The sequence below is a fragment of the Pedobacter rhodius genome, assembly GCF_027213645.1.
In the GTDB taxonomy this organism is placed as follows: domain Bacteria; phylum Bacteroidota; class Bacteroidia; order Sphingobacteriales; family Sphingobacteriaceae; genus Pedobacter; species Pedobacter rhodius.
In genome coordinates, this window is sequence record NZ_JAPWGL010000006.1 from 177,532 (window position 1) to 190,672 (window position 13,141).

Genomic DNA, 13,141 nt, shown 5'->3' on the forward strand with positions numbered 1-13,141 from the left:
TTCGATTTGAAATCGTGTATACACCTTTGCATCGTCGATAAATAAAAGACATTACCAAACACAATGAATAAACTTTTACAAATTCTGTTTTTTCTTCTTTTTTGTGCGGGCACGGCCAACGCTACAAAAATAAAAGGACATGTTTATGATAAGCAAACCGGTGAAGCAATAGTAGGTGCAACAGTTGTACTCGAAAGCCCGAGGCGCGTAACCAATACCGGTTTGGATGGAACGTTTGAATTCAAAGGCGTATCAACGGGTTCAGCTAAAATCAGCGTAAGTTACATTACTTATAAAACCATTACAAAAACTATTGTTGTGGTTAAGGAAGATAATGATCATTTAAAGTTTTATATGGAGAGTGATTCTAAAAACCTTGATGATGTTACCATCAAATCAAATGCAGTGAGTTCTACTGATCAGGGCGCAAGGCGATTGGAGAAAAATTCTACACAAATAATGAATATTGTTTCGGGCAGGGCAATTGAAATTTCGCCTGATTTAACCGTGGCCAATGTAATGCAGCGTGTTTCGGGTGTTTCTATTGAGCGGAACAGCAATGGCGATGGCCAATACGCCATATTAAGGGGTATGGATAAACGATATAACTATACACTGGTTAATGGCGTTAAAATTCCAAGTCCGGATAACAAATACCGTTACGTTCCTTTAGACCTTTTTCCATCAGATTTATTAGATCGCTTAGAGGTTTATAAAACATTAACACCAAATTTAGAGGGCGATGCTATTGGTGGCGGAATCAACATGGTGATGAAAAATGCGCCGGGCAAATTTCAGTTAAATACAAACCTGTCAACAGGGTATAGCCAATTATTTTTAGATAGAAAATTTGCAGGTTTTAATTCATCAGATATTCATTACAAATCGCCTTATGAAATCAATGGGAAGAATTATAACGCAACACAAAACGATTTTACAAAAGGAACGCTAGACTATAAATACAAAAATCCCTTACCTAATTTAATCGGAAGTTTATCGTTAAGCCAAAGATTTTTAGATAATAAACTGGGCGTTGTATTGGCTGGCAGTTACCAGAATACCTATCGTGGCAGCAACAGTACTTTCTATAACACGTCGGTAAACGGTACAGACGCTTATGCCGTAATTACCAGTAAAAGTTACAGGGAGTTTTCTGAGCAGCAGCAACGTACAGGCCTACATGGAAAAGTAGATTATGTTTTTAATAAAAACCATCAGTTAAGCCTTTACAATGTTTATGTTAACCTTAAAAACGACCAGCTTAGGGATGCAGTAACCACTACTTATAACGGCGTTTACAACCCAACTAACGGAAACGCAGAATTGGTTTACAACACCCGAAGCCGTTTAACTGAGCAACAGATTTACAACAGCACTTTACATGGCGATCATAAGTTCTTTGATGAAAAATTTAAAGTACAATGGTCTGCGGTTTATTCGTCGGCTAAAAATGATGTTCCGGAAAACACAAGCATCAGTTTAAATGGTATACAGCAAAATTTTCAAAGCAGGCGAACTACCTTAGTTAATACTTCACCGGTTAACCGCAGGTGGGAACGTAATACCGATGAGGATTTAGCAGGATATCTTGATTTGACTTATCGCTTTACCCTTGGAAACAACAAGCTGGATATAATGGCCGGCGGTTTATATCGCGATAAACAAAGAAGCAGTTTCTTTAACAATTATACACTTGCGCCAAGTGCTGCAGATGCGAATAAAGTTTATGGTGTAGATTTTCAGAATTATACCGATTTAAACTTAATCGTAACCAACCCGACAGGTGCGGTAGCGAACCCCTTAACTTATGATGCATCTGAAAAAATTAGTGCTGGTTATGGAATGTTTAAATATACTTCGGCAAAGCTTGAGGTTATTGGTGGTGCCAGGGTAGAACATACCAACCAGGGTTATAACTTACTTTTCCCTGCGGGTGAAACCTTTCCAAAAGGACAGCAGGTTTATACAGATGTTTTGCCAAGCTTAACGGCTAAATACTTTTTAACTGAAAAGGCCCAATTGCATGCTTCGTATTATAAAGCACTTAACCGGCCAGGTTTCTATGAAATTGTACCAGGTAAAGTGGTAAATGAGGAATTTCAGGAACGGGGTAATCCTAACCTAAAACGTGCATTAGCTGATAATTTCGACTTACGCTACGAACTTTTCCCGGGTGCATCTGAGCAATTGTTAGTGGGTGCCTTTTATAAAAGAATAAAAGACCCGATAGAATATACTTTCCAGGCCGATGCCGTTCGCGGACAGGATATTTACTATACACCAGGCAATTTTGGTACAGCGAATAACTATGGTGCGGAGGTAGATTATATCAAATATTTCAGTAAAATCGGTATCAAGGCAAATTATACGTATACCCATTCAAGAATCACCACGCCAAAAACCATCAGACAAATTAATCCGGCTACGGGCGATATTCAGGCACTTTCTGTTGACCAGGAACGTCCGCTTTATGGCCAATCGGAACACATCGGAAACGTATCGTTATTATTTAAGGATACAAAAAAAGGATGGGATGTTCAGGTTGCCGGCGCTTACACAGGTCCGCGTATCAATACCATCTCTCAATTTTTAAATAACGATTTATGGCAGGAAGGATTTATACAAATGGATGCATCAGCAGAGAAACGTTTTAAAAGCGGTATCAGTATTTTTGTAAAAGCAAACAACATTTTAAATACACCAACAAAGTTATTTATAAAAGGAACCAATCCGGAGAATAACAAAATCAATGAAGATTTGGTAAACGATGGACGTACATTGGTTAGAAGTGATTATTACGGTCAGAGCTATCTTGTTGGCTTTAGGTATAAGTTTAATTAATTGAAATTTTAAAAAGATAAAAACATGAAATCGAATCAGATTTTTAAACTGCTCATCCTTGTATTGCTTGCATTGGCAGGATGTGAAAAAGCCAACATTAATGTTGATACAACTGCTGTTGACGGGTCGGCTATCGGAGAGGTTTCCGGCGTTTGGGCGAAAGGTAGTACCCAGGTAATTAAGGGTGATATCATTATTCCTGAAGGCAAATCGTTAACCATCGAAGAAGGTGTAACCGTGTTGATGGATACTGTTGCCAAGCCGGAAATTATTGTAAAAGGTAATTTGTATGCATTGGGAACCGCAACCAATCCCATCAAATTTACGGTGAATGAGTTTTACAAAACCGCACAAAAGAAATTTGGTAAACTCTGGGGTGGTATACTGGCTGGCCCTACCTGTGAGGAACTGGTGCTGGATTATACGATTATCGAATATGGTGGTTCTACTACATCAGATGCTTCTACATCTGTTAAAATGGGATTGTATAAAGCGGTAGCCGGCGAAAATCTTCCTGCACTTTGGTTTGCTAATGCCAAAGGAAAATTAGTGGTGCAAAACAGCATATTCAGAAACCTTCAGGAGGATTGTACGTATATTGAAGGCGGAAAAATCATCTTTGCCAATAATGTTTTCTACACAACGGGGGTAACCGGTGGTGAGGCCATGAATTTTAAATCGGGCTGTTTGGCAGATATTGCGTATAACCTGGTTTACAGTACCAATACAAATGCATTAAAACTATCAAATTCAGGCGATAAAACACCGCAAACCTATATTATTGCCTATAACAATACGATGGTCAATACGGGGTGGAGAAGGCCTACAGCAAAAGGCGGATCGGTTTGGCTGGAAAGCACTGTACGTGCAGATTTGTATAATAATCTTTTTGCCAATACCCGCTTTGGTGTAAAAAGAGACCCTAAAAAGCCGGAAGATTCCCGCTCTGCATATAGTAATAACTGGTATTATGGTTATGATCAAACTACCGTGAATCAATTTCAGCCAACAGGTGATGTTATCGGTGGTAAAAACGATGTTATCAGTAAAGTGGCAGGTGAAAACGATCCGAAATTTGTGAATTACCCTTTAAATACTTCGGTTACCAATGCAGATTTCAACACCACCTGGGATTTTCATTTACAGGGAAATTCACCGGCTTTAGGTAAGGGAATAACTAATTTTACCCGTCACCACCAAACCGGAATTGTAATGAAAAATGGTATCACATACACCTCACCGGCACCATCAACATTTGTAGGCGCTTACGGTACTAAAATTTAAAATGAAAAATAATACTATCCTAAACCTTGCAGTAATTGCAATTTTAAGTTTAACCATTGCCTGTAACGGCGCTGCGCAAAAAGCAGATAGCGCCGAAGTAAAACCACTATATGTATCAGAACCGGTAGATTTTGATACGGATGATCCGGCAATCTGGGTAAACCCGGTCGATCCCGCCCAATCTTTAGTCATCGGTACAGATAAAGATACCAATGGTGGTTTATACGTTTTCGATTTAAAAGGTAAGATTATTAAATCGAAAACGATCAGAGGTTTGAACAGACCGGATAACGTTGATATAGCTTATGGTTTACCGCTTGAGGGTAAAAAAACAGATATAGCCGTAACAACAGAACGTTATACGCATAAACTCAGGATTTATGCATTGCCGGATATGAAGCCGGTTGATAATGGCGGCATACCAGTTTTTGTTGGTGAAACCGGCGAGGAGTTTCGCGATTTGATGGGTATTTCGATGTACACCGCTCCGGATGGCAAGATTTATGCAATTGTTGGCCGCAAAACCGGACCGAAAGAAGGCTCTTATCTTTGGCAGTATTTATTAACTGATGATGGAAAGGGAAGTGTAAAAGCAGATTTAGTTCGGAAATTTGGAAAATATAGCGGCAAGAAAGAAATAGAGGCTATAGCGGTTGATAATGAATTGGGCTACGTGTATTACTGTGATGAGCAGTTTGGCGTACGCAAATATTATGCGGACCCGGCTAAGGGAAATGAAGAACTGGCTTTATTCGGACAGGGCGATTTCTCTGTTGATAACGAAGGAATTGCTGTTTATAAAACAGCCGGAAATAAAGGTTATATACTCGTATCTGACCAGGGTTCAAGACAGCTGAAGGTATACAGCAGAACCGGAAACAACAAGTCACCTAATCAGCACCCGCTGTTAACCACGATTAAATACTCGGCGAATCAAACCGATGGAATAGATGTTGTATCCGTTCCTTTAAACTCGGATTTCAAACACGGTTTACTGGTGGCTATGAGTGATGATAAAACATTTCATTTTTATAAATGGGAAGATTTGGCCGGTAAGGAATTAGCGGTTAATCCGTAATTATTAAAGCTAAAGAATTTTTGAATTAGCAGCAAGAGGTGCAGTTTTGTAACTCTTGCTGTGTTTTACAAATAAATTTTAAGTTTTTTTTTTGCCAGTTTTAATTCGCAGGAAGGTAATATTGTTTTAAATGAAGAGGCTGAGCAGGGATGGATGCCCCATTTGCCAGAAAAATAATATCTGCCTCAATAAGCCATCTTTCTGGCAGGCCATTTCCAGCTCGCAATCTTCTGCCTATGATTTTACCATCAACAGGCAACATTGAAGTCGAAAAGCAGGTGGCGCAGTTATTCTGATATTTTACCTTGCCCGCCAGGAAATTTTCTTTTGTTAGGATGAAGCTATCGCCAATCATCGGTGCCATCATATAAAGGGAAAAGGCTGAATAGTCGATGCTCGTATGCGCCCAGAAAACACGGTACTGGCCTGTAGTCAAAAGTATTTTAATACCATCCATTCCGGCATTATCGGCATACAAAAAGTTACATGCTGCTCCGGTAGGGCATACCGTCAGGTTGTCTTCGCTTAGAAGATGTTCTTCGGTTGCAGTTTCTTTTTTACAGCCGCCAAGCACTGGTACGCAGTTACTTGTTTAGTTCATTGTTAAATTATGCTCTTTCAGTCGTTAAAGACCCCGAATCATTTAATATTCTATTTAAATAGCGAAGCATATTTTAACAATTTCATAATCCTACCTGACAAAATTCCTAATCTCGTAGGTTCATCTTTGTGGCACATTAAAGCGCCAGTTTGTGGTTGCCAATAATGCATTATCCAAACAACCATAACTAATCATTCATGAAACAAAATTACAAATTCAGTTATTTGTCTTTGATTGGAAGATGGCAGTATTTTGCTGTTTTCTTGCTATTATGCTCACTAAATATTTTTGCTCAGGGAAATAAAACGATTACCGGTAAAGTTACCGACGAAACCAACCAACCTGTTCCAGGGGTTACTGTAAGAATAAAAGGAAGCACCGGGGGAACAGCGACCAATTCGGATGGTTTATACAGCATCCAGGCCAAAAATACCGATGTGCTTATCTATTCTATGCTTGGCGGTTTAGCTAAAGAAATTGCCGTTGGTAATCAAACCAGCATAAATGTAACCTTGATGCCCGATAATCAAACCCTTAAAGATGTTGTGGTAATTGGCTATGGCACTGCAAATAAAAAAGATTTAACAGGCGCTGTTACCTCCATAAAATCAGAAGAATTTAACCAGGGCGTATTGGTTAATCCGGCACAGCTTTTACAAGGTAAAGTAGCCGGTTTAAATGTTACCAAAAGCGGCGATCCGAATGCAAAACCTTCAACCATTTTACGTGGCCCGTCTACTTTAAGGGAGGGTGCTGCGCAAGAACCCTTTTATGTTATTGACGGTGTTCCCGGCGCTTCGATTGATTTACTGGCACCTTCTGATATTGAAAACATCGATATTTTAAAAGATGCATCTTCAACCGCAATTTATGGCTCAAGGGCGGCGAATGGGGTAATCATCGTGACGACAAAACGTTCCAAAAATGGTCAGTCCCGTTTATCTTATAGTGGTTATGCTGCTGTTGAAAAGGTTTCAAAAAAATACGATATGCTTTCAGCACCTGAATTAAGGCAATACCTGGCCGATAATAAACAAACGTTAAACCCAGTTGACGATGATGGATCTGATACCAATTGGCAGTCTTTGCTGGAAAGAACAGGTTATTCGCAGAATCATAACCTTTCTTATGGTGGCGGAAGTCAATCTTCTGATTATGGCGCAAGTGTAAATTACCTTGATAATAGGGGGATTTTAAAAAACACCTCTTTAAAAAGAACTGTAGTACGAGGTTATCTAAATCAGAAATTTTTTAACGACAGGTTAAAACTGGGCTTAACCATTACCAACAGTAATTCGAAAAGCAGTGATATTTATCAGTCGCAGGCTTTGCCGAATATGCTTTTTTACTTGCCTACTGTTAGTCCTTTTAACACAGACGGCACCTATAAAGAAAATTACAACCGCACCGGAAGTGGTACGCGTAATCCATTATCGATTGTAGATAACAATCGCATCGATAACCTGAACAACAAAACATTAATTAATGGTATGGCCCAGGTCAATATTCTCGACGGGCTGAGGTTTACAGCAAGTGTTTCTTCACAAAGAGACCAGAATAATTACAGCACTTATCTAAATAGCCAGTCGGGATTGGCGAGAGGCGTAAACGGACAAGCACAGAAAATTGATGTTTTGAACAAAAGCCAGGTATTGGAAGGTTATTTCAATTACGATAAAACTTTTGGTAAACACAGCCTGAAATTGCTTGGCGGTTATTCATGGCAGGAAGATCGCACCAACGATGGTTTTGGCGTTACGACACAAAATTTTTCTAATGATAATTTAGGTTACAATAACCTGTTTCTATCTAACCCGACTTTGCTTTCGCAAATAGCCTTTAATAACGCACCAATATCTACTTTGAGGTTAATATCTTATTATGGCAGGGTTCAGTACAATTATAATGAAAAGTATCTTTTCCAGGCATCACTTAGAAATGATGGTTCATCAGCATTTGGAAGGAATAATCGTTGGGGATTATTCCCTGCGGTATCTGCCGGCTGGAGAATTATTGGTGAAGAATTTATGCAGGCTGTTCCGGTAATAAGTGATTTAAAACTTCGTGCAGGTTATGGTGTATCGGGTAATAGTTTAGGTTTCGATGCTTTCTCTTCTTTATTGATTTACGGTACACTTTCAGGAAGTAACAAATTCTTAAACAACGGAAATATTAGCAATGCAATTGGCCCGGTTAGGAATGAAAACCCTAACTTAAAATGGGAAAGTACGGCAACTACCAACATTGGTTTAGATTTTGGTTTATTTAAAGACAGAATTACAGGTTCTGTTGATTTTTATGTTAAGCAAACTTCTGATTTGATTTACGATCGTTATGAGGTGTCTACAACACAATTTTTCCTGCCAACCATTACTGCAAACGTTGGTAAAATTAAAAACACAGGTATAGAGTTTGCTTTAAATGCCGTCGCAGTTAAAACCGATAACTTTAAATGGACAACTTCGCCTAACATTGCGCATAATAAAAATGTTGTTCAAACTTTATCAGATGATTTTTATAAAATAGCGGCTATTCAAACTGCGCAGCTTGGGGGTAAGGGGCAATCTGGTAATTTTAGTCAGCTTATTCAGCCTGGGTTTGCCCTGGGTACTTTTAATTTATGGAATTATGCAGGCAAAAATGCTGCAGGGGTAAGTACATATATTAATGCCGCCGGACAAACCATTGCAACCCAGCCCCTAACAACAGATGCAAAAATTGCAGGTGATGCACAACCAAAATTAATTTATGGCTGGGTGAATAGTTTCAGTTATAAGAACTGGGATTTAAATTTCCTGGTTCGCGGTGTATTGGGTAACAAAATTTTAAATGCCACAAAAGCATCCTTAAATAACCCGGCTGATGCTAAACTTCAAAACATTCCCCGATTTACCCTTGGCGAATCATTTAACGATATAAATGCTTACCTGATTTCAGACCGTTTTCTGGAAAGTGGTTCTTACCTGCGTTTAGATAATGCTACGTTGGGCTATACCATTAAACCTAAAACGCCTTCAATTAAAGCCATCAGATTATATGTTACCGCAAACAACCTTTTTGTGATGACCAAATACAGCGGCCTTGATCCGGAAATTAACATCGGCGGCTTAACGCCCGGCATTGATAACAATAATTATTATCCTAAAACAAGAACCTTCAGTTTTGGTGTAAGTGCATCATTCTAAAAAATACGAAAATGAAAAAGTTTATCCTTTTATTTAATATTCTGGCCTGTTTAATGATTTTCGAATCATGCAGCAAGCTCGATGTCGATGTAGAATCGCAATACGTTAAAGATAATTTTCCTTATACCAATTCAGATTATGCGGCGCTTTTCGGCACCATGTATTCCAACCTTTCTTCTCAATATGGCGTGCCCTACTGGAGAATGCAGGAACTTTCTACGGATGCGGCAATTATTCCGGCCCGCGATGGAAACTTTGATGATGGTGGACAGTATCGTCAGCTTCATTACCATACCTGGACAATTGACCATCCGAATGTGAGAGACATCTGGCAATGGGGTTTTGGCGGAATCAATAACTGTAACCGTTTAATTAACCTAACCAACGAATCTTCAGTTTCTGATGCTAATAAGGCAAGCAGCTTAGCAGAAATAAAAGCCATGCGGGCTTTATATTATTACTTTATGATGGATTTATATGGTAATGTGCCAATAATTGATGCGTTCCCGGTAAGTACGCTTCCGGGCAATCAAACCCGCGAAAAAGTTTTCGAATTTATTGAAAAAGAGCTTTTAGCCGTAGTTGCACAACTGCCGGTAAAGGATAACAGTAATCGTGTTCTTGTTTATGGCAGGCCAACGCAAGCGATGGCTTATGCATTATTAGAAAAAATGTATTTAAATGCCGAAGTCTACACCGGAAAAGCAAGGTATGCAGATGCAGTTGTAATGGCAGATAATATTTTAAAAAACACCAATTATGCTTTGGATGCAAAGTATAGTGATATTTTCGATGTAAATAACGGACCGCAGATTAATGAAACCATTTTTGCAATTCCTTACGATCAGCAGATTCCCGGCAACCAGATGACAAGGTTTGGGTTTTACCCTGCTTTGGCTGCAGCTTATGGTATTAATGTAGGTTTCAGTATCGCCATGAGTACAACACCTGAATATTACAACCGGTTTAATTTAACCAATGATATCCGGAATAGCTTTTGGTTAATTGGTAAACAATATGCACCTGATGCCAATCGTAAACCCGATTTAACCAAGCCGGTATTTGTAGCAGGTACAACCACACAAATAGAGATTACACCAGATTTAATTTTAAAACCAGGTAAGCCAATGGATCTGGGTAACACGGTTGCCGACCAGGCGAAAGGCGTGCGTTCGGTTAAGTACTGGCCTGATGTAAATGCCATCCAGGCAACAAGATTAAATGGAAACGATATGCCTGTTTTTCGTTTAGCAGATGTAATGCTTATGAAAGCGGAAGCTATTTTAAGAGGTGCCACCGCGACAACAGTTAATGGCGAATTGCAAACACCCTTAGTGCTTTTAAATAAAATAAGAAGTCGTGCGGGTGCTGCAGCTGCAACAAGCATAACCTTAACTACTTTGCTTGATGAAAGGGCCCGTGAGTTTAGCTGGGAAGCCTGGAGAAGAAACGATTTAATCCGCTTCGGTCAATTCGAAACAGAGTATCCTTTGCCAAACGATGTACTTTTTATGAATAAAGATGTGACCCGGAGAATTTATCCGATACCGGCAAATGAATTAAAATTAAATTCTAATTTAAAGCAGAATCCTGGCTACTAAAATTCACGCTAAAACAAATAATTATGAGACTGATTACCTGTGTTGGTTTATTACTGGTTCTGCCGGCAATAGCCTTAATTTCCAGAAAGGATGATTTACCCATAAACCAGATTCAGGTAATCGGTTCGCACAACAGCTACAAACAGGCAATTGATCCGGCCTTATTTCGGGTTATAAAATCTGCTGACTCTGCTGCAGCCAATAGCCTCGATTACGAACACATCAGCCTGCCCGAACAATTGGACATGGGCCTTCGGAATTTGGAAATTGATGTTTATGCCGATGAAAAAGGTGGTAAGTACGCGCATCCAAAGGGATTGGATCAGGTTAAGGGGCAACCTGGTTTTGATCAGGGCGGTGAAATGAATCAGCCTGGCTTTAAGGTTCTTCATGTTCCTGATTTAGATTTTCGATCTTCAGCGCTTACACTTAAATCGGCTTTGCAACAACTCAGAAATTGGTCGGAAGCCAATCCTAATCATACACCTGTTTTTATTACGTTAGAAGCGAAGGATGATTCTTCAAAGCGTAAAGCTTCTACACAACCTGAAATATTCACAGGTAAAACTTTTGATGAACTGGATGCCGTAATTCTTGAAAATCTGGGTGCAGCACATCTTATTATACCTGATTTAGTAAGAGGGAAGTACAAAACTTTAGAGGAAGCGGTGCTGGATCAGAACTGGCCGAAGCTCAGTCAGGCTAAGGGAAAATTTATTTTTGTCCTGGATGCAACCGGCAGAAAGCGGTCGGTCTATATTGAAGGTCACCCGTCATTAAAAGGCAGGGTGCTATTTGCAAATGCTGATGCCGGAACCCCTGAAGCCGCATTAATGATCAGAAATAATCCAAATGACCCGCAGATTCCTGTACTTGTAAAAAAAGGATACATCATCAGAACTCGGGCTGATGCTGATACCAAACAAGCCAGGAAAAATGACCGGAATGATTTTGAAGCTGCATGCAAATCAGGCGCTCAAATTATCACGACAGATTATTATAAAAAAAGCACTCATTTTAAATCGGATTATGTGGTCAGCTTCGCTGACGGAAAATATTTCAGGGCTAATCCATTATTCAAAAAATAAAAAATATGAACAGAAGAGCATTGTTAAAAGGTGGGTTTTTTGCCGGTTTAGGCCTGCCTTTTGTCGGTTTGCAAGATGTTGTCGCAAGACCACTTATTGGCGCTAAGAAAGCCAAAAATATTATTATGATGGTAAGCGACGGTATGAGTATCGGAACGCTTAATATGGCAGATTTATATGCAACCCGTATCTTTGGGCGAAGTAGTAAATGGCTGGGTTTATATCGGGATAACAAAGCGGTTAGGGCTTTAATGGATACTGCTTCTGCAAGTTCAGTCGTTACAGATTCTGCTGCGGCCAGTTCATCGTGGGGTGGCGGAATGCGGGTTAAAAACGGTTCGCTTAATGTAGGGATGAATGGTGAAAAACCTCAGCCAATTTTGCAAAAATTTAAAGAAAAGGGTAAAAAAGTAGGTTGTGTAACCACGGTTCCGATTACCCACGCTACACCTGCCGGTTTTTGTGTCAATATTGATAATCGTGGCGGGCAAGATATCATTGCTGAAATGTACCTGGGGCTAAAATTCGATGTAATGATGGGTGGCGGACATAAATATTTCGGAGCGAAAAGAGCAGGTGGAAACCTGATCCCAAAATATTTAACGCAAGGTTATAAGGTTGCCGAAAACAGATCAGAAATGCTTACGCTTGATAAATCAAAACCCGTTCTGGGTTTATTTGCAGAAGATGGAATGCCATATGAAATTGATCGTTTACATGATCAGGAACTCATAAAAACAACACCTACTTTAGCAGAAATGACGATGAAGGCCATTGAACTTATGAAAGATAATAAAGAGGGTTTTGCTTTACAGGTTGAAGGTGGTAAGGTAGATTGGGCTGCGCACTCAAATGATTTAAGTGCTTTGATTTTCGATCAACTGGCTTTCGATGAGGCCGTTGGAAAGGTAATTGAATTCGCAGAAAAGGATGGCGAGACATTGGTTATCATCACAACTGATCATGGAAATGCGAATCCCGGGTTATTTTATGCAGATGAAGCGAATAAGAAATTTGATAGCCTTCAGCATTTTAAGCATAGCAATACCTGGCTGCTGGCACAATTGAACCAATCATTCAGTGAGCAGAAAATTATCGATTTGATAAAGGAAAATCAGGGTTTTGAAATGAAACCTGAAGATGTGAAGTCGCTGCTTGTTCATTTTAAAGATATTGTTCCGGGTCAGCTTTACAATGAATCGAATCTTCCTTTTTATGAATATGGCAAGATATTAAGCAAATATACAGATGTGCAGTGGGCCGGAATGAACCACACCGGCGACTATGTGGAGTTAACGATGTTTGGTCCGGGTTCAGCGCATCTTAAACCTTTTGTTAAAAATTACGATCTTCATAACTTTATGCTGAAAGCCGCAGAAATGCCGGAAACCTTTTTGGTTAAGGTATGATAACGGAAGGGTTATTTCCCGCAGATTTTCGCAGATAAGGAGCGCAGATTTTCG

8 protein-coding genes are annotated in these 13,141 nt (G+C 39.6%); 7 read left to right on the forward strand and 1 reads right to left on the reverse strand.

Annotated elements, in window-relative coordinates; genetic code table 11:
• The first annotated feature begins 63 nt into the window (after window positions 1-63).
• The 3 genes from O0931_RS19060 to O0931_RS19070 are packed head-to-tail and all read left to right on the forward strand — an operon-like array spanning window position 64 to window position 5,203.
• A complete protein-coding gene (locus O0931_RS19060) occupies window positions 64-2,841 on the forward strand; it encodes a TonB-dependent receptor (RefSeq protein WP_269417080.1) in 2,778 nt (925 codons plus the stop codon).
• A gap of 24 nt (window positions 2,842-2,865) precedes the next feature.
• Complete coding sequence (locus O0931_RS19065) at window positions 2,866-4,125, forward strand: right-handed parallel beta-helix repeat-containing protein (RefSeq protein WP_269417081.1); 1,260 nt, start codon at window positions 2,866-2,868, stop codon at window positions 4,123-4,125.
• A gap of 1 nt (window position 4,126) precedes the next feature.
• Window positions 4,127-5,203, forward strand: a complete 1,077-nt coding sequence (locus tag O0931_RS19070; RefSeq protein ID WP_269417082.1) for a phytase — start codon at window positions 4,127-4,129, stop codon at window positions 5,201-5,203.
• A gap of 100 nt (window positions 5,204-5,303) precedes the next feature.
• Here the strand turns inward: O0931_RS19070 and O0931_RS19075 are convergent, their stop codons facing one another.
• A complete protein-coding gene (locus O0931_RS19075) occupies window positions 5,304-5,777 on the reverse strand; it encodes a hypothetical protein (protein ID WP_269417083.1) in 474 nt (157 codons plus the stop codon).
• Between the two features lie 224 nt (window positions 5,778-6,001).
• On the opposite strand from O0931_RS19075, the gene O0931_RS19080 reads away from it, so the two are divergent.
• From O0931_RS19080 to O0931_RS19095, 4 genes are read left to right on the forward strand one after another with little or no spacing between them, the layout of a single operon-like run.
• Window positions 6,002-8,989 carry a SusC/RagA family TonB-linked outer membrane protein gene (locus O0931_RS19080; protein ID WP_269417084.1) on the forward strand — a complete coding sequence of 996 codons (2,988 nt, stop codon included), beginning with the start codon at window positions 6,002-6,004 and terminating at the stop codon, window positions 8,987-8,989.
• Window positions 8,990-9,000: 11 nt separating this feature from the next.
• Window positions 9,001-10,590, forward strand: a complete 1,590-nt coding sequence (locus O0931_RS19085; protein ID WP_269417085.1) for a RagB/SusD family nutrient uptake outer membrane protein — start codon at window positions 9,001-9,003, stop codon at window positions 10,588-10,590.
• Window positions 10,591-10,613: 23 nt separating this feature from the next.
• Window positions 10,614-11,678, forward strand: a complete 1,065-nt coding sequence (locus O0931_RS19090) for a phosphatidylinositol-specific phospholipase C1-like protein (protein ID WP_269417086.1) — start codon at window positions 10,614-10,616, stop codon at window positions 11,676-11,678.
• Window positions 11,679-11,683: 5 nt separating this feature from the next.
• Entirely contained in the window at window positions 11,684-13,087 is a 1,404-nt protein-coding gene (locus O0931_RS19095) for an alkaline phosphatase (RefSeq protein WP_269417087.1), read from the forward strand.
• Window positions 13,088-13,141: the final 54 nt, after the last annotated feature.